The following is a 16,773-nucleotide window of genomic DNA, read 5'->3' on the forward strand; positions in this document are numbered from 1 at the left end:
GCATGGCTCGAAGCGTCTTCGTGACCTCCGCCGAGGGACAGGCAGGCAAGTCCACCGTCGCCCTCGGACTCCTTCAATTGCTGGCCCGCGAGGCCGGCTCGGTCGGGATCTTCCGACCCGTGACCGCGACCCTCGGCGAGCGTGACCCGATCGTCGAACTGATGCTCACCCAGGCCGGTGGCCACCAGTCCTACGAGTCGGCCATCGGCGTCGGGTACGAGGAGACGCACGGCGATGAGGAGGAGGCGCTGACCCGGATCGTCGAACGCTTTCACGCCCTCGGCGCCGAGCATGACGTCGTTCTCGTGCTGGGTAGCGACTTCCACGACGTGTCCCCGGGAGCGGAGGCGTCGTTCAACGCGATGATCGCCGCGAATCTGGGCACACCGGTCGTGCTGGTGGTGCCGGCGTTCGCCCGGTCGGCGGTCGATGTCGTGACTGCCGCCGAACTCGCCGTCGAGGAACTGCGCACGCGGCACGCCAATCCCGTTGCGGTCGTGGTCAACCGGGCCGACGATGCACGTGCGGGCGACATCCGCAACCGCTTCGAGACGTCCAAGCGGCTGGACGGCTTGGCACTAGCCGGCATCCTGCCGGAGAACCCCCTGCTGGACGCCCCGACCGTCGGCGACCTGATGAACGCGTGTCGCGGCGACCTCGTCCAGGGCAACTCGGAGTGGCTGCACCGCGAGGCCCAGGGCTTCCTTGTGGCCGCGATGTCGATGCCGAACGTGCTCACCAGACTCGTCGACGACGTCACCGTCATCGCTCCCGGCGACCGCTACGACATCCTTCCCGGCCTCGTCCTGGCCCACCAGTCGGGCACGTTCCCGGCGCTGTCGTCGATCGTTCTCACCGGCGGATACACGCCCCCGTCCAGCGTCATCCAGTTGATCGAGGGTGCGCACCTCGAACTCCCGATCATCGTCACCGAACTCGACACCTTCGAGACGACCGCGGTGCTGTCGCGGGTGACGGGGCGCATGCGTCCCGAAGCGAAGGCGAAGGTCGAGGCGGCCCTGCGTAACTTCGCCGATCACGCCGACGCGCAGACCCTGCTGGAATGCATGAACCTGGGCACCAGCGCAGCGGTCACCCCCTTGATGTTCGGCCACCGGCTGATGGATCGCGCACGCGCGCAGCGCATGCACATCGTTTTGCCGGAGGGAGACGATCCCCGCGTTCTCGAAGCGGCGGACGCGGTATTGCGGCGTGGCATCGCCGACCTGACGATCCTCGGCGACGAGCTGAAGATTCGCTCGCTCGCATCGTCCATCGGTGCCGATCTCAGCGGCGCGAACCTGCTGTCCCCCAACGACCCTCGCCTGGTCGAGGAGTTCGCCACCGAGTACGCGCGGCTGCGGGCGCACAAGAACATCTCGATCGAGCAGGCTCGCGAGACGGTGACGGACGTGTCTTACTTCGGCACCATGATGGTGCACCTCGGCAAGGCCGACGGCATGGTCAGCGGCGCCGCGCACACGACGGCACACACCATCAAGCCGTCCTTCGAGATCATCAAGACGGTGCCGGGCACGAACGTCGTCTCCAGTGTGTTCCTGATGTGCCTTGCCGACGAGGTGCTGGTCTACGGCGACTGCGCAGTCAATCCCGACCCGACCGCCGAACAGCTCGCCGACATCGCGATCTCCTCCGCACGCACCGCACAACAGTTCGACATCGCGCCGCGCGTGGCGATGCTGTCGTACAGCACCGGAAGCTCCGGTCACGGCGCCGACGTGGACAAGGTGCGGCAGGCGACCGCGCTGGTCCACGAGCGTGAACCCGAGCTGCTGGTCGAGGGCCCGATCCAGTACGACGCGGCGGTCGAGCCCTCCGTCGCGAAGTCGAAGATGCCCGACTCCCCGGTCGCCGGTCAGGCCAGCGTGCTGATCTTCCCCGACCTCAATACCGGCAACAACACCTACAAGGCTGTCCAACGCAGCGCCGGTGCGATCGCGATCGGTCCGGTGTTGCAGGGCCTGAACAAGCCGGTCAACGACCTGTCCCGCGGCGCGCTGGTCGACGACATCATCAACACGGTGGCGATCACCGCCATCCAGGCACAGTCACTGCAGCAGGGGATCTCATGAGCAACGTTCTCGTCATCAACGCCGGCTCGTCGTCGCTGAAGTACCAACTGGTCGACCCCGAGACCGGCGAGGCGTCGGCGAAGGGACTCATCGAGCGGGTCGGTACCGACAAGGGACATCTCAAGCACGAATCCGGTGACCGCAAGGACGAGCGGGACGTCGAGGTGCCCCACCATTCGGCCGCGGTGACGGTCATGCAGGACGCGATGGAACGGGGTGGCACACCGCTCACCCCCGACTCGGTGATCGCGGTCGGTCACCGCGTCGTCCACGGTGGACGCAACTTCACCGAACCGACGCTCATCGACGACGGTGTGGAGTCCGAGATCGATCGTGTCGCAGTACTTGCTCCGCTGCACAACCCCGCGGGACTGGCTGGAATCCGCAGTGCCCGCAAGGCTTTTCCCGACCTGCCGCACGTCGCAGTGTTCGACACGGCCTTCTTCTCCGAATTGCCGGCCGCCGCCGCGACGTACGCCATCGACCGTGATCTCGCGCGTGAGCACGCGATTCGCCGGTACGGCTTCCACGGCACCTCGCACGAATACGTCTCGCAGCAGGTGTCCTCGCTGCTGGGTCGCGACGACCTGAAACAGATCGTGTTGCACCTCGGTAATGGCGCGAGCATCTCGGCGGTCGATTCCGGCCGTGCCGTCGAGACCTCAATGGGTCTGACCCCCCTAGAGGGTCTTGTGATGGGTACCCGAAGTGGTGACCTCGACCCGGGAATCCTGTTGCACCTCAGTCGCGTTGCAGACCTTGACGCACAGGGGCTCGACGACCTACTGAACAAGAAGTCCGGCATCTACGGCCTCGGCGGTCACCGCGACTTCCGCGACCTGGCGCAGGCGAAGGACGACGGGGACGAGGCCGCGACGCTGGCGTTCGACGTCTACGTCCACCGTCTGGTGAAGTACGTGGGTGCCTATGCCGCGGTGCTCGGTGGCTTGGACGCCATCACCTTCACCGCCGGTGTCGGTGAGAACTCGCCCACGATCAGGGCTGCTGCGCTGGAGCAACTCGGCTTCCTCGGAGTGCGGCTGGACGAGCAGAAGAACAGTTCACGTGATGGTGGCGCCCGCAGGATCGATGACGGCGCCGGTCGAGTCGCGGTTCTGGTGGTGCCCACGAACGAGGAATGGGCCATCGCACGACACGCAGCCGAGGTCGCCGTCCGCTGACCGAACTCACATCTACTCGCCCGGACTCACAGCTGTTGCGTGCGCGGCGCGAAACGTCGACTTGTTTCGAGCCGAGCGCGCAACAGTTGCGCACTCGGGGTCGGGGTCGCGTCGATGAGCAGAAGCCGTCGCCCCGAAAAACAGCGCTGGCCGCGACGGGCTATCCGACGTCGCGACCAGCGGTGTCAGATGAATCTATCCCACGCCGCCACGAAACGGGTGCACGACGCCAACTGTGTTGATAGTGGAGACACCGAGAACAACGGTGGCCGACCCATCGAAAGGGGTCAGCCACCGTTGACGTGCAGAGGTACTCAGCTCACGATCGGCATGCGATCGGGCTCAGAACGCTTCTTCCGGCAGTTCCATCAGCGACAGGTCGGTTGCTTCCAGCATGGCCTTCTCCGCGCTCAGACGTGGCAGCACGTTGGCCGCGAAGAACTTCGCCGCCGCCACCTTGCCCGTGTAGAACGCCTCGTCCTTGCCGGCGTCCCCGGCGTCCAGGCGGGCCTGTGCGACCTCGGCCTGGCGCAGCAGCAGCCAGCCGATGACGAGGTCACCGGCAGCGAGCAGGAAGCGGGTGGTGTTGAGGCCGACCTTGTAAATCGACTTCGGGTCGCCGTCCTCACTCATCGAACCCATCGCGGTCATGGCGAGGTTCTCGACCATGCCCTGGACGTCCTCGATCGCCTTGCCGAGGTGGTCACGCTCACCGCGCAGCTTGTCGTCGCCCGCGCCGCCCTTGGCGGTCTGCAGCATCTGCTCGGCCAGCGCGCCGAGAGCGACGAACTGGTCCTTGAGGATCTTGCGGAACAGGAAGTCCTGACCCTGGATGGCCGTCGTGCCCTCGTACAGCGTGTCGATCTTCGCATCGCGGATGTACTGCTCGATCGGGTACTCCTGCAGGAAGCCCGAGCCGCCGAACGTCTGCAGCGATTCGGTGCCCAGCAGCACCCACGCACGCTCCGAACCGACACCCTTGACGATCGGCAGCAGCAGGTCGTTGAGACGCGCGGCCATCTGCGCCGGGGTACCGTCCGCCGGGATCTCGCTGCCGGTGGCCAGGAACTCCTGGTCGACGATGTCCTGCTGGGTCGCGGTGAACAGCACCAGCGCCCGCAGACCCTCCGCGTACGCCTTCTGAAGCATCAGCGAGCGGCGGACGTCGGGGTGGTGGGTGATGGTGACGCGTGGGGCGTCCTTCTGCGGCGTGGTCATGTCGGCGCCCTGGACACGCTGCTTGGCGTAATCGAGCGCGTTGAGGTAGCCGGTCGACAAGGTGGCGATCGCCTTGGTGCCCACCAGCATTCGCGCGTGCTCGATGACGCGGAACATCTGCGCGATGCCGTCGTGCTCGTCGCCCAGCAGGGTGCCGACGGCGGGTGCGCCGTCGCCGAAGGTGAGCTCGCAGGTGGTCGACACCTTCAGGCCCATCTTCTTCTCGACGTTGGTCGTGTAGACACCGTTGCGCTCGCCGAGCTCACCGGTCTCCAGGTCGACCTGGTACTTCGGGACGATGAACAGCGACAGTCCCTTGGTGCCCGGACCGTGACCCTCGGGGCGCGCGAGCACGAAGTGGATGACGTTGTCGGTCATGTCCGACTCGCCGGAGGTGATGAAGCGCTTCACGCCGGTGATGTGCCAGGTGCCGTCGTCCTGCTGCACGGCCTTGGCGCGCCCGGCACCGACGTCCGAACCGGCGTCCGGTTCGGTGAGCACCATCGTGCAGTGCCAGCCCTTTTCGACGATGTGAGCGGCGAGCTTCTTCTGCTCGTCGGTACCGAGCAGGTACAGCAGCTTGCCGAAGGCGTAGCCGGCGGCGAACATCGCGATGGCGGGGTTCGATCCCAGCACCATCTCGTTCATCGCCCACTTCAGGCTCGGCGGAGCGACGGTGCCGCCCAGTTCCTCGTTCACGTCGACGCTCCAGAAACCGGAGTCCTGGTAGGTCTTGTAGCTCTTGGCGAACGACTCGGGCATGGTGACCGACTTGGTCTCCGGGTCGTAGACCGGCGGGTTGCGGTCGGCGTCCACGAACGACGAGGCCAGGTCGGTCTCGGCCAGGCGAGCGACCTCCTTGATCATCTCGCGGGCGGTGTCGGCGTCGAGGTCGGCATACGGTCCGGTGCCGAGCACCTCATCGCGACCGAGCACCTCGAAGAGGTTGAACTCGATGTCGCGGACGTTACTTTTGTAGTGCGTCAACGTGTGGCTCCTGTTCAAGCGCAGCGCTTGCCATCGCGCCAGTTACTGGGCAGTAATGTCATTGTGCTACCCGCCAGTAACGAATGACAACCGGGGTCCGGTGAATTCCTGGTGTGTCCCGCACGGCGGCTGACACCATGGGCTCATGCAGTCGCAACCCGCTACTCAGGTCGACGCCGCGGTCGCGGCCGTGCGAGCTCAGGGCGAACGCATCACAACGGCCCGGCGCGCGGTCCTGGAGGCGCTCGCCGACCGGCCGCACCTGGACGCGGACGCCGTCGCCGGACGCGTCGGGGAACGGCATCCCGGCGTCCACCGCGCCACGATCTATCGCTGTCTGCAGTCGCTCGTCGACCTCGGAGTCATCGCGCACACCCACGTGCCCGACTCGGCGACGATCTACCACCTGGCGGTCTCCGGCCACAGCCACTCGCACCTGCAGTGCGCCGGCTGTCAGCGGATGTTCGACGTCCCGGTCGCTTGGCTCGCCGAGCTCAGCGCTCGCGCCGACCGCGAACTCGGCTTCACGCTCGACGCCGGACACGCTGCGTTGCTCGGCCGCTGTGCCGACTGCCGCGAGCCCGGCCCGCCGAGTGGCCGGGCTGTGAACGAGCGTCCGGGGTATGGCCCGGCCACCAATTCATAGCCCGGCCACTCGGCCTCGGGGCGGGTGCGTGCGGCACAGTGGTGGACATGAGTTCCCTCGAGCGCAAGCAGCCCCCGAACCCCTACGACTTCCTTCCCGCGCTGCCCTCCTTCGAGGTCCGCAGCGACGACGTGACCGACGGTCAGCCGCTCAAGGCCGACCAGGTGCAGGCGCAGGGCGACACCTCGCCGCAGCTGTCCTGGTCCGGAGCCCCTGAGGGCACCAAGTCCTACGTCGTCACCTGCTTCGACCCGGACGCCCCGACGCCGTCCGGCTACTGGCACTGGGTGCTCGTCGATGTGCCCGCCGACGTCATCTCGCTCGACACGGGCGCCGGCGCGGAGGGCGCGTCGCTGCCCGGCGCGGCATTCATGCTTAAGAACGACGGCGGCACCGTCGCGTACGCCGGGGCGGCGCCGCCCGAGGGCGACGTCTTCCCGCACCGCTACTACTTCGCCGTCCACGCGGTGGGCGAGGAGTCGCTGGGCATCGAAGCGGACGCGTCCCCGGCGGTCTGCTCGTTCAACCTGGCTTTCAAGGCGATCGGCCGCGGCTACATCCACGGCACCTACCGGGCCTGAGCCACCCACTGGTCACCGATCGGCCACCCGCCCGCGAATGGGGTGGGTGGCCGATCCGCTTCAGACCCGGGACGCCAGGATCGCGTTCCGGCGCGCCAACCGGTGCTCGCGCCTGATCTGCGCCTCGCGGGGTTCTCCTCCAGCACGGTGAGGATCAGTTTGATCCCGAACTTCAGGTGACATCCGGCCTAGCATTGCCGTTCATGGCCTCATCCCTGTCTGTTCGTCGCGCTCATGCGGTGGTGGCGATCGTCTCCTGGTTGTCGGTGCTGCTCGTCGCGATCGTCTCGGCCGCGGACGGTTTCGCCGCACGCGCGGTGGTCGAAGGCAACCTGTTCGGCACGCACACGTCCGGAATCGCCGGAGCGCCCGGCCGGATCGGCGACACCTTCAGCTACTTCACCGTCTGGTCGAATGTCGTTGTCGCGGTTGCCTTCACGCTGCTCGCGCTGCGGCCCGGTGTCGACTCGTTGGTGCACCGGGTGTTGCTGCTGGACGCGCTGCTGATGATCACGATCACGACCATCGTCTACTGGGCGATGCTCGCGGCGAACGACACTTGGCAGGGCTGGTCGGTGATCACCAGCCCGCTGCAGCACCTCGTGGTCGGTGTTCTCGCCGTCGGCGTCTGGGCGACCTACGGCCCGCGCGGTTGGTTGAGCTTCCGGCTGCTGCCCTGGGCGTTGGTCGTCCCGTTGATCTGGATCGTGTGGACGCTGTTGCGCGGACAGGTGATCGACGCCTACCCGTACGACTTCACCGACGTCTCGACTCTCGGATACGCCCGGGTGGCAGCCACTCTCGCGGCGATCCTGGCGATCGGCCTTCTCATCGCGGCGATCTACTGCCGTATCGATCGGGCCCTCGAACGTAGATCTCCGAAGCGCGCATAAACGATTCGCCTTCGAAGCAGCGGTGCTGCGACCATTCCTCGGTGAGCAGCACCGTCAACACCGGACACACCGACTTGCGCGCCTTCTGGCGCGACCTGCCGCGCGAGGGCAAATGGTTGCTGTCGACGACGGCGATCCAACTGCTCGGCCGCGGTCTCACTTTGCCGTTCACGATCATCTATCTGCACGAGATCAAGGGCGTCAGTCTCGACCTCGCGGGCACCCTGATGGCGTGGATCGCGGTCATCGGGGTGGTGGCCACCGGGCCGGGCGGCTGGGCGACCGACCGCTTCGGCGCCCGCGTCGTGTCGGTCTTCGGCTCGGCCTGCAACATGGCCGGCCTGTTCGTGCTGGCGTTTGCGCACACCGTGCCGTTCTTCTTCCTCGCGATGTCGTTGATCGGCATCTCGGGCATCACCTGGCCGGCGTTCAACTCGCTCATCGCGGCGATCGTCAGCGGGCCGGCGCGGCAGACCTATTTCGGGATCAGCTTCGCGTTGGTCAACCTGGGTATCGGGGTCGGTGGGCTGATCTCCGGGGCGTTCATCGACGTCCATCGACCTTCGACGTTCACCACCATCTACGTGCTCGACGCGCTCGCGATGCTGATCCCGATCGGTCTGCTGCTCGGACCACTTCGGCACGTGCGCACCCAGGTCGAGCCGACGCAGCAGGCCGCCGGCGCGCGCACCTCGTACCTGTCCATCGTCCGCACACCGGCGATGAAGTGGCTGTTGCTGCTCACCTTCCTCGGCAGCTTCGTCGGCTACGGCCAGATCGAAGCGGGGTTCAGCGCGTACTCCCGTGAGATCGGTGAGGTCAGCACCCGCGTCATCGGCTGGGCGTTCGCGGTGAACACCGTGGTGATCGTCGTGGCGCAGATGCTCGTGCTACGGCGCATCGCCGGACACCGACGCACGCGTGTCCTGCTGGTCATGGCCGTGGTCTGGGCGTGCGCCTGGACGTTGCTCGGTTCGTCCGGACTGCTACCCGCCTCGGCGTACGCCGTCTTCGCGGTCATCGCCTTCCACTTCGTCTTCGGGTTCGGCGAGACACTGCTGCAGCCGACCATCCCCGCGATCACCAACGACCTCGCTCCCGACCACCTGCGCGGCCGGTTCAATGCGATTTCTTCCGGCGCCTTTCAGGCAGGCGCAGTCGCCGGGCCGGTCGCGGCCGGGTTCCTGCTACGGCACCACTGGAACCTCCAGTACATCGTCGTGTTGCTGGTCGGCTGTGCGGCGATGGCCTGGTCGGCGCTCGCCCTGGAGCGCCGGATCTCCCTGCAGGTCAACGGCATCGTCCCGCCGATCAAGGACCCTGGCGTCGTCGGTGACGGCGCCGTCCACTCGGTCTAGTCTCGTGCCATGAGTGACGTCCTGCTGGTGCTCAACGGGCCCAACCTCAACCTGCTCGGGCAGCGCGACCCGCAGCAGTACGGCACCACGACCCTCGCCGACATCGAGGCGTCCGTCCGTGAGCGTGCCGGTGAACACGGCCTGGACGTCGACTTCCGGCAGAGTAACCACGAGGGCGAACTCGTCGACTGGATCCAGCAGTCGCGGACGTCGGCGGCGGGCATCGTCATCAACCCTGCCGCGTACACGCACACCTCGGTCGCGATCAGGGACGCCTTGGAGATCGTCACCTGCCCGGTGGTCGAGGTGCACATGTCGAACATCCACCAGCGAGAGCCCTTCCGGCACCACTCCTACGTATCGGCGGTGGCGGACGGTGTCATCGCCGGACTCGGCGCGCACGGCTACGTCCTGGCCGTGGACGCCGTGGCAACCCTGCGCGCCCACCCCTGACCCGAAAGTCCGCAGAACGCACGGGTCGACCCGTCGGTTCTGCGGACTTTCAGAGGGTGAAGCGGACGGTGTCGCCGGGGCGCAGTTGAGCGAGCCGGTCGGTGTCGGCGTCCGTCACGACCGCGATGACCGGGTAGCCGCCGGTGGTCGGGTGGTCGGCGAGAAAGACGACGGGCTGACCGTTCGCAGGCACCTGGATCGCGCCACGCACCATGCCCTCGCTGGCGAGTTCACCGGAGCGGCTGCGCTCGAGCGGCGGTCCGTCCAGGCGGACGCCCACCCGATCGAGATCGCTGCTGGTCGTCCATTTCTGCTGCAGCAGAATGCGCACTGCGTCGTCGGTGAACCAGTCGTCCCGTGGACCGAGCAGGACGCGGACGGTCACCGGATTCGTCCAGGCGTACTGACCCGGGAAGGGTTGCGGCACAACCGAGTCGGGCGCATCTGCGACCGGCAATCGGCGGCCGGATCGGAGTGGTTCCGGTCCGATGTTCGCAGTCGGTGAGGTGCTGCGACTGCCGAGTGTTCGGGGTTCGTCGATGCCGCCTCGGACGCCGACATAGGTGCGTAACCCCGCGACCGGAGTACCGATTCGCAGGCGATCGCCCTCCTGCAGCAGGAAGGCTTCGCCGAACGGCATCGCGCGGTCGTCAGAGCTGACGCAAGCGGGTGCACCGGTGACGGCGACGACGACCGGCTCCTCGGCGAGCAGGACGGCGTTGCCCATCAGGAGTTCGAGTCCACAGGCTCCGTCCGGATTGCCGACCAGCCGGTTGGCCAGAGTGAGTGCTCCTCGGTCTGCGGCGCCGCCGGTCGGTACGCCGACGTCGGCGTATCCGGGACGACCGAGGTCCTGGACGGTGGCCTGCGGACCGACGGACTCGACGATCAACGTCACGGCATCACCTCGAAGCGCACTCGGACGCCCGGCCGGAACAGCCCGGGCGGATCGCAGTCCACGTCCCAGATCGGCAGGTCGGTGCCCCCGATCAGTTGCCAGCCGCCCGGGGACGCGCTCGGGTAGACCGCACTCCACCGTCCGGCGAGGGCCACTGCGCCGGCGGGGATACGCGTACGAGGTGAGTCGAGCCGCGGGATCTCGACATCGTCCAGCGGCGAGCCCACTGGCTCGCGCACGAGATAACCGAATCCCGGTGCGAATCCGGTGAAGTCGACCAGCCAGGGAGTTGCGGTGTGCCACTCGACGAGTTCGGCGGGCCTGACCCCGAGCTGATGGGCGAGTGCTTGTAGGTCCGCACCGTCGTAGTGGACCGGCACGGCTACTTCGCCCGATGACTGGTCTTCGACGCAAGCGGCACCGACTTCGAGGCTGTGCAGCGCAGTCTCGACCGAGCCGCGATGTCGGGGGTCACGCAGGCGAACCAACACCGTCCGTGCCGCCGGAACATGCTCGATGATCTCGTCGGCTAACCGGCCGGCGGCGATCTCGGCGCGAAGTGCTGCATCGAAGTCGCGGCGCTCGCGGGCGTCGTCGAGATCGACCAGGATCGCGCGGTCGCCGCACGGCAGGAGCCGGATCATCGGACGAACGGGCGCAGGTCGACACCGGCCTCGGTGAGGGCTGCGCGCACCCGGGTCGCGATCTCGACCGCACCGGGGGAGTCGCCGTGCACGCAGACCGACTCGGCGGTGACGCCGATCTCCGTGCCGTCGTTCGCGGTCACCCGCCCCCGGGTGGCCATCCGGACGACACGCTCCGCGATTTCTTCCGGATCATGCAGGACAGCCCTCGGCTGGGAGCGGGGAACGAGAGTCCCCTGCGGGGTGTACGCGCGGTCGGCGAACGTCTCGGTGACCGCCCGCAGACCTTCGCCCTGCGCGATGCGCAGCACCACCGACCCCGGCAGCCCCATGATCGGCAGGCTCGTCTGCTCGCAATTGCGGTACGTCGCAACCGCGTCCACGACGGCCCGTGCTTGTGCTTCGTCGTGGACGACCGCGTTGTAGAGGGCTCCATGCGGCTTCACATAGGCGACCCGTCCGCCGACCGACCGCGCCAGGCCGTCCAGGGCGCCGATCTGGAACAGCACGTCGGCCATCAACTCGTCCGGAGCGATGTCGATGAACCTGCGCCCGAATCCGGCGAGGTCGCGGTATCCCACCTGTGCGCCGATCACAACATCTGCGTGGACGGCCTGCTGACAGGTGCGCAGCAAGGTGGCCGGGTCGCCGGCATGGAAACCGCAGGCGATGTTCGCGGAGGTGATGACACCGAGCATCGCCTTGTCGTCGCCGAGAGTCCACCGGCCGAAGGACTCACCGAGGTCGGCGTTGAGGTCGATCGAGGTCACGGGTGAGGTCATGGCCGAATCCTGCCTCAGCGGCGCAGGTGGAAGGGGTTAGAATCCTTCGAGCACGACCCGCGAGTGTAGTTCAATGGTAGAACATCAGCTTCCCAAGCTGAATACGCGAGTTCGATTCTCGTCACTCGCTCTCGACATCGATCCCGTTGCAGCGCAACGGGATTTGTCGTTTCCTGATGCAGTTGTCGAATGCCTCGGTCGCTCAGGTGGCTCGGTCTCGATCGCGGCGCTCGTCTGTGGCTCGCACCTGGTCGACCGTCGTCGCGATCCCTTGATTCCGCGTAATGGGTAAGTTGGGCGCGTGCTCCTCTCCGATCGCGACATCCTGGCCCAGATCGACGCCGGCCGCGTCGTCCTCGACCCGTGGGACGCAGGGATGGTGCAGCCGTCCAGCGTCGACATCCGGCTCGACAAGTTCTTCCGGTTGTTCGACAACCACAAGTACCCCTACATCGACCCCAGCGAGGAGCAGGACGAGCTGACCCGGCTGGTCGAGTCCGAGCCGGACGAGCCCTTCGTGTTGCACCCCGGTGAGTTCGTTCTCGGCTCCACCTTCGAGACGATCACGCTGCCCGACGATGTCGCCGCCCGTGTCGAGGGCAAGTCGAGCCTGGGGCGTCTCGGTCTGCTCACACACGCCACCGCCGGCTTCGTCGACCCGGGGTTCAGCGGCCACGTAACTCTCGAACTCAGCAACGTCGCGACCCTGCCGATCAAGCTGTGGCCCGGGATGAAGATCGGTCAGTTGTGCTTCTTCCAGTTGTCGAGCCCGGCCGAAAATCCTTACGGCAGTGAGAAATACGGCTCGCACTACCAGGGTCAGCGTGGACCGACGGCCAGCCGGTCGTACAAGAACTTCCACCGCACGCAGGTCTAGGTGGAGCGACGGGAGATCGGCCCGGGCGTCGGTCGCGTCAGGCCGACGCTGATCCTTCCCGACCGACGTGCGACCGAGCCCCGGGGCGTCGTGCTGATGCTGCACGGCGGCGACGTGGAGGGGGTCGAGGCGCGCAGCACGTTCGACCCATCACCGCTGCCGGTGCGGGTGGCCGCGGCCGGGATCGCCCGCCGTCGACCAGACCTGGCAGTCGTCCGGCTCCTCAATGCCGTCGGAGGCTGGAACGATAGGGTGATGTCCCCGGTCGCCGATGCGCGATGGGCACTCATGCGTATCGGACAGCTCTATCCCGATCTTCCGGTCGCGGTCGTCGGTCACTCGATGGGCGGCCGCACCGCGTTCGAACTCGTGGACGAGCCGGACGTCCGGGCGGTCATCGGCCTGGCACCGTGGTTGGCCGACGGGTATGACGAGAAGCGTTTCCTCGGCACTCCCGTAATGGTCATGCACGGACGCCTCGACAACGTCACCGATCCGGACGCGTCCGCAGACCTGGTCCGCCGCATCCGCATCGACGGCGGCAGCGCGACGTACCGCAGCGTGCCCGACTGGCACACGCTGATGTTCCGGCCGGCCGGCTGGCACCGCGAGGTCGCTTCTTTCCTGCACCACTACCTGGTGGGCGACGGCGGCGACCAGCCCAGGAATGCGTAGGCGCGCAACAGTTCCGGACGCGGCCACAGCGGTTAGGTTGGCGGAATGATCCGCTTCGAGCAGGTGGTGAAGTCGTTCGGCGACAAGAACATCGCCGTCGACCACCTTGACCTGGAGGCCCCCACGGGCCAGATCACCTGCCTCGTCGGCCCGTCCGGCTGCGGCAAGACGACCACGCTGCGCATGATCAATCGGATGATCGAACCCACCTCGGGCACGATCACGATCGACGACCGCAACATCGCCGACGTCGCTGCTCCCGAACTTCGCCGCGGCATCGGGTACGTCATTCAGCACGGCGGACTGTTCCCGCATCAGACGGTGCTGGAGAACGTCGGCACCGTGCCGAAACTACTCGGCTGGGACAAGCAGAAGATTCGCAATCGTAGCCGCGAGGTGCTCGAACTCGTCGGTCTGCCAGGCGATTTCGCCGACCGGTATCCGTCGCAGCTGTCCGGTGGGCAGCAGCAGCGCGTCGGCGTGGCCCGGGCGCTGGCCGCCGATCCGCCGGTGATGCTGATGGACGAACCGTTCAGTGCCGTCGACCCGATGGTCCGCGACCAGCTGCAGGACGAGTTCCTTCGGCTGCAGGACGAACTCGACAAGACGATCGTCTTCGTGACCCACGACATCGACGAGGCGATGAAGCTCGGCGACAACGTCGCCGTGATGCGCGTGGGCGGCAAACTCGCCCAGATGGCTTCGCCGGAGTACCTGCTCGCCCACCCGATCGACGATTTCGTCGCGGACTTCGTGGGACGCGACCGCGGGTACCGGTCACTCAGCTTCCAGAACTCCCCGCGGTTCCCACTGATGAGCGAACCCACCGTCGAACTCGGTGCCACCGTCGAGCAGGCGCGTGCCGCGACGAACGGCCGCTGGCTGCTCGTGGTCGAAGACGGCAAACCGCAGGGGTGGATCGAGCCGGCGCGTATTCAGAGCGCCATCGAACCCTCGATGCTGCACCGTGGTGGCACCGTCGCCCGCTCGGGCGGCCCGCTGCGCACGAGTCTGGACGCCGCACTGTCCTCGCCGTCTCGCCGCGGCATCATCGTCGACGACGACGGACGCCTGGCCGGCACCGTCCGCGCCTACGAGGTGCTGCGCGCGATCGAGGAAACCGATCGTGTCGAGGTCGACCCGGACGACGTCGCGCCGGAACACGCGAACGGCCGCACGTGAATTACGCCCTCGACAACTGGTCCGACATCCTGCATCGGGCGTGGCAGCACACGCTGCTCGCCGGGATTCCGCTCGTGCTCGGACTCCTGATCGCACTGCCGCTCGGTTGGCTCGCGCACAGCCGTCCGCGCTGGCGCAATGTGCTGGTGGCCGGGTCCGGTCTGCTGTACACGATCCCGTCCCTGGCACTGTTCATCGTGATGCCGATCATTCTGGGCACCAAGATCCTGTCCGCGTGGAATGTCATCGCCGCGATGACGATCTACACCGTCGCACTGCTCGTCCGCACCGTCACCGACGCGCTCGACGCCGTCCCGTCGACGGTGACACAGGCGGCGACGGCCATGGGGATGACGCGGCTCAAGCGACTGTTCAAGGTCGACCTGCCGCTGGCGACGCCGGTCATCTCCTCCGGCATGCGGGTCGCGGCGGTCAGCAATGTCAGCATCGTCAGCGTGGCCTCACTGATCGGCGTACCCCAACTCGGGTACTACCTCACCAGCGGCTACCAGCGTCAGTACTGGGACGAGATCTTCGTCGGGATCGTCGCCTGCCTGGTGCTCGCGCTCGTCTTCGACGCAGTGATCCAGTTGATCGCCCGGCTGCTCACCCCCTGGCAACGGGTGGTGACGCGATGATTCTGGAGAAGGTCTGGCAGTGGTTGACCGACGGCGTCAACTGGTCAGGGCCCAATGGCATCCCGATGCGGTTGCAGGAACACGTCATCTACAGCCTCCTCACCGTGTTGATCGCTGCTGCGATCGCCATTCCGCTCGGCACCTGGATCGCCCACACCGGCAAGGGCAAGTGGCTGGTCACGGCCGCGAACGCAGCCCGTGCGGTCCCGTCCCTGGGTCTGCTGTTCGTGGCCGCCATGTTCGCCGGCCCGCGCCTGAGCGGCGACCTCGCCTACACCGCCCCCTCGATCGTCGTCCTGGTCATCCTCGCCATCCCCCCGATCGTCGCCGGCGCGTACGCCGGCGTCAGTGAGGTCGATCCTGCGGCCCGGGACGCCGCCAAGGGCATGGGTATGACCGGCGGGCAGGTCTTCACCCGGGTCGAACTGCCGAACGCGCTTCCGTTGATCTTCTCCGGTCTGCGCAGCGCCACTTTGCAGGTGATCGCCACCGCGACCATCGCTGCTGCGGTCTCGCTCGGCGGCCTCGGCCGCTACCTCATCGACGGCCTGGCGCAGAGCAAGTACGAGGTGATGGTCGGCGGATCGTTGCTGGTCGCACTGCTCGCCCTCGCCGTCGACCTGCTCTTCGCGCTGATCCAGCGCACGGTCGTCTCGCCCGGTCTCACCGGCCGCTCCGGACGACGATCGGCCCGTTCGCAACGCAAGGCCCTCGAAGCCACAGGGAGTGCCCGATGACCACACGTACGTTCCGCCGACGCGCCGCGCTGAGCGCCGCCCTCGTCCTCTCGCTGTCGGGGTGTGGGCTGTCCGGTGACGCGCTCGACTCCGGTTCCGGCGGTGGTGACTGCAAGGTCGAGAAGCCCAAGGAGGCACCGATCAAGGTCGGTTCGGCCGACTTCCCCGAGTCCTCGCTGATCGCCGAGGTGTACGCGGGGGCCCTGCAGGCCAAGGGGATTCGCGCTTCTACCACTGACCCGATCGGTGCGCGTGAGGCCTACCTCAAGGCGCTCGGGGACGGTTCGGTGCAGGTGGTGCCGGAGTACACCGGCTCGTTGTTGACCTTCGTCGACGAGAACTCGAAGGAGAAGGACCCGCAGGAGGTGTACGCCGCTCTGCTGACCTCGCTGCCGTGCAACCAACTCGCGTTGCAGCCCTCCCGTGCCGAGGACTCCAACGAGATGGTGGTCACCAAGGCCACCGCCGACAAATGGCAACTGAAGACCATCTCCGATCTGGCCAAGCACGCGAACGAGATCACGATCGCCGCGCCCTCGGAGTTCCAGGGCCGTGAGCAGGGACTGCTGGGGCTGAAGCGCACCTACAACCTGACCCCGAAGTCGTTCCGCCCGCTCGCCTCGGCCGCTGTCGTGGAGGCGCTGAAGAACAACCAGGCGCAGGCAGGCAACATCTTCTCCACCGACCCGTCCATCAAGGTCAACAATTTCGTCGTGCTCCAGGACGACAAGAAGCTGTTCGGCGCCGACCAGGTCGTGCCGCTGGTGGCCAAGTCCGCAGCCACGCCCAAGATGCAGGTGGCCCTCAACGCGGTCTCGGCCAAGCTCACCACCGACAAGCTGGCCGAGATGCTGAAGCAGGTCGTCGTCGACAAGAAGAGCGCGAAGGCTGTCGCGAAAACCTTCCTGCAGGCCGAGGGGTTGGCCTGAC

17 protein-coding genes and 1 tRNA gene are annotated in these 16,773 nt (G+C 67.0%); 14 read left to right on the forward strand and 4 right to left on the reverse strand.

Annotated elements, in window-relative coordinates; all coding sequences use genetic code 11:
- Positions 1-2: 2 nt before the first annotated feature.
- Both pta and FB459_RS03015 read left to right on the forward strand, forming a co-directional pair.
- Positions 3-2,093 carry a phosphate acetyltransferase gene (gene pta, locus FB459_RS03010; RefSeq protein WP_141927417.1) on the forward strand — a complete coding sequence of 697 codons (2,091 nt, stop codon included), beginning with the start codon at positions 3-5 and terminating at the stop codon, positions 2,091-2,093.
- Positions 2,090-3,274, forward strand: a complete 1,185-nt coding sequence (locus tag FB459_RS03015; RefSeq protein ID WP_141927418.1) for an acetate/propionate family kinase — start codon at positions 2,090-2,092, stop codon at positions 3,272-3,274. The genes pta and FB459_RS03015 overlap by 4 nt, the downstream gene beginning before the upstream one ends.
- A 342-nt stretch (positions 3,275-3,616) precedes the next feature.
- Here FB459_RS03015 and FB459_RS03020 read toward each other — a convergent pair whose 3' ends face one another.
- Positions 3,617-5,479, reverse strand: a complete 1,863-nt coding sequence (locus FB459_RS03020; protein WP_141927419.1) for an acyl-CoA dehydrogenase — start codon at positions 5,477-5,479, stop codon at positions 3,617-3,619.
- Between the two features lie 145 nt (positions 5,480-5,624).
- On the opposite strand from FB459_RS03020, the gene FB459_RS03025 reads away from it, so the two are divergent.
- The 5 genes from FB459_RS03025 to aroQ all read left to right on the forward strand — a co-directional run bounded on the left by FB459_RS03025 (position 5,625) and on the right by aroQ (position 9,410).
- Positions 5,625-6,125, forward strand: coding sequence for a Fur family transcriptional regulator (locus tag FB459_RS03025; RefSeq protein WP_141927420.1), 501 nt, complete (start codon positions 5,625-5,627; stop codon positions 6,123-6,125).
- Positions 6,126-6,172: 47 nt separating this feature from the next.
- Positions 6,173-6,706, forward strand: coding sequence for a YbhB/YbcL family Raf kinase inhibitor-like protein (locus FB459_RS03030; protein WP_141927421.1), 534 nt, complete (start codon positions 6,173-6,175; stop codon positions 6,704-6,706).
- 203 nt (positions 6,707-6,909) lie between these two features.
- Entirely contained in the window at positions 6,910-7,599 is a 690-nt protein-coding gene (locus FB459_RS03035) for a Pr6Pr family membrane protein (RefSeq protein WP_141927422.1), read from the forward strand.
- 41 nt (positions 7,600-7,640) lie between these two features.
- Entirely contained in the window at positions 7,641-8,957 is a 1,317-nt protein-coding gene (locus tag FB459_RS03040; RefSeq protein ID WP_141927423.1) for an MFS transporter, read from the forward strand.
- Positions 8,958-8,966: 9 nt separating this feature from the next.
- Positions 8,967-9,410, forward strand: a complete 444-nt coding sequence (aroQ, locus tag FB459_RS03045; protein WP_141927424.1) for a type II 3-dehydroquinate dehydratase — start codon at positions 8,967-8,969, stop codon at positions 9,408-9,410.
- Between the two features lie 49 nt (positions 9,411-9,459).
- Here the strand turns inward: aroQ and FB459_RS03050 are convergent, their stop codons facing one another.
- The 3 genes from FB459_RS03050 to FB459_RS03060 are packed head-to-tail and all read right to left on the reverse strand — an operon-like array spanning position 9,460 to position 11,734.
- The gene (locus FB459_RS03050) at positions 9,460-10,308 is read right to left on the reverse strand and encodes a 5-oxoprolinase subunit C family protein (protein WP_141927425.1); all 849 of its coding nucleotides are present in this window, start codon (positions 10,306-10,308) and stop codon (positions 9,460-9,462) included.
- The gene (locus tag FB459_RS03055) at positions 10,305-10,952 is read right to left on the reverse strand and encodes a 5-oxoprolinase subunit B family protein (protein ID WP_211345120.1); all 648 of its coding nucleotides are present in this window, start codon (positions 10,950-10,952) and stop codon (positions 10,305-10,307) included. Before FB459_RS03055 ends, FB459_RS03050 begins: the two co-directional genes overlap by 4 nt.
- Entirely contained in the window at positions 10,949-11,734 is a 786-nt protein-coding gene (locus tag FB459_RS03060; protein WP_246092298.1) for a LamB/YcsF family protein, read from the reverse strand. Before FB459_RS03060 ends, FB459_RS03055 begins: the two co-directional genes overlap by 4 nt.
- A 59-nt stretch (positions 11,735-11,793) precedes the next feature.
- Between FB459_RS03060 and FB459_RS03065 the strand changes: the two genes are divergently transcribed.
- The 7 genes from FB459_RS03065 to FB459_RS03095 all read left to right on the forward strand — a co-directional run bounded on the left by FB459_RS03065 (position 11,794) and on the right by FB459_RS03095 (position 16,772).
- Positions 11,794-11,864 (forward strand) — tRNA-Gly (locus FB459_RS03065).
- 171 nt (positions 11,865-12,035) lie between these two features.
- Positions 12,036-12,611, forward strand: coding sequence for a dCTP deaminase (dcd, locus tag FB459_RS03070; RefSeq protein WP_141927426.1), 576 nt, complete (start codon positions 12,036-12,038; stop codon positions 12,609-12,611).
- Positions 12,612-13,286, forward strand: coding sequence for an alpha/beta hydrolase (locus tag FB459_RS03075; RefSeq protein ID WP_141927427.1), 675 nt, complete (start codon positions 12,612-12,614; stop codon positions 13,284-13,286).
- 45 nt (positions 13,287-13,331) lie between these two features.
- The gene (locus tag FB459_RS03080) at positions 13,332-14,468 is read left to right on the forward strand and encodes an ABC transporter ATP-binding protein (protein WP_141927428.1); all 1,137 of its coding nucleotides are present in this window, start codon (positions 13,332-13,334) and stop codon (positions 14,466-14,468) included.
- Complete coding sequence (locus FB459_RS03085; protein WP_141927429.1) at positions 14,465-15,106, forward strand: ABC transporter permease; 642 nt, start codon at positions 14,465-14,467, stop codon at positions 15,104-15,106. The genes FB459_RS03080 and FB459_RS03085 overlap by 4 nt, the downstream gene beginning before the upstream one ends.
- Positions 15,103-15,843, forward strand: coding sequence for an ABC transporter permease (locus tag FB459_RS03090; protein WP_170221662.1), 741 nt, complete (start codon positions 15,103-15,105; stop codon positions 15,841-15,843). Before FB459_RS03085 ends, FB459_RS03090 begins: the two co-directional genes overlap by 4 nt.
- Entirely contained in the window at positions 15,840-16,772 is a 933-nt protein-coding gene (locus tag FB459_RS03095) for an ABC transporter substrate-binding protein (protein ID WP_141927430.1), read from the forward strand. Before FB459_RS03090 ends, FB459_RS03095 begins: the two co-directional genes overlap by 4 nt.
- The last annotated feature ends 1 nt before the right edge of the window (position 16,773 follow it).

It is taken from the genome of Yimella lutea (assembly GCF_006715095.1).
GTDB classification, from domain to species: Bacteria; Actinomycetota; Actinomycetes; order Actinomycetales; family Dermatophilaceae; genus Yimella; species Yimella lutea.

Excerpts from the sequence above, each read along its gene's own strand:
- FB459_RS03090 (WP_170221662.1), top strand. The coding sequence starts at position 15,103 with ATGATTCTGGAGAAGGTCTGGCAGTGGTTGACCGACGGCGTCAACTGG.
- FB459_RS03015 (WP_141927418.1), top strand. The coding sequence starts at position 2,090 with ATGAGCAACGTTCTCGTCATCAACGCCGGCTCGTCGTCGCTGAAGTAC.
- FB459_RS03030 (WP_141927421.1), top strand. The coding sequence starts at position 6,173 with ATGAGTTCCCTCGAGCGCAAGCAGCCCCCGAACCCCTACGACTTCCTT.
- FB459_RS03025 (WP_141927420.1), top strand. The coding sequence starts at position 5,625 with ATGCAGTCGCAACCCGCTACTCAGGTCGACGCCGCGGTCGCGGCCGTG.
- FB459_RS03035 (WP_141927422.1), top strand. The coding sequence starts at position 6,910 with ATGGCCTCATCCCTGTCTGTTCGTCGCGCTCATGCGGTGGTGGCGATC.
- pta (WP_141927417.1), top strand. The coding sequence starts at position 3 with ATGGCTCGAAGCGTCTTCGTGACCTCCGCCGAGGGACAGGCAGGCAAG.
- FB459_RS03060 (WP_246092298.1), bottom strand. The coding sequence starts at position 11,734 with ATGACCTCACCCGTGACCTCGATCGACCTCAACGCCGACCTCGGTGAG.
- FB459_RS03095 (WP_141927430.1), top strand. The coding sequence starts at position 15,840 with ATGACCACACGTACGTTCCGCCGACGCGCCGCGCTGAGCGCCGCCCTC.
- FB459_RS03055 (WP_211345120.1), bottom strand. The coding sequence starts at position 10,952 with ATGATCCGGCTCCTGCCGTGCGGCGACCGCGCGATCCTGGTCGATCTC.
- aroQ (WP_141927424.1), top strand. The coding sequence starts at position 8,967 with ATGAGTGACGTCCTGCTGGTGCTCAACGGGCCCAACCTCAACCTGCTC.
- FB459_RS03080 (WP_141927428.1), top strand. The coding sequence starts at position 13,332 with ATGATCCGCTTCGAGCAGGTGGTGAAGTCGTTCGGCGACAAGAACATC.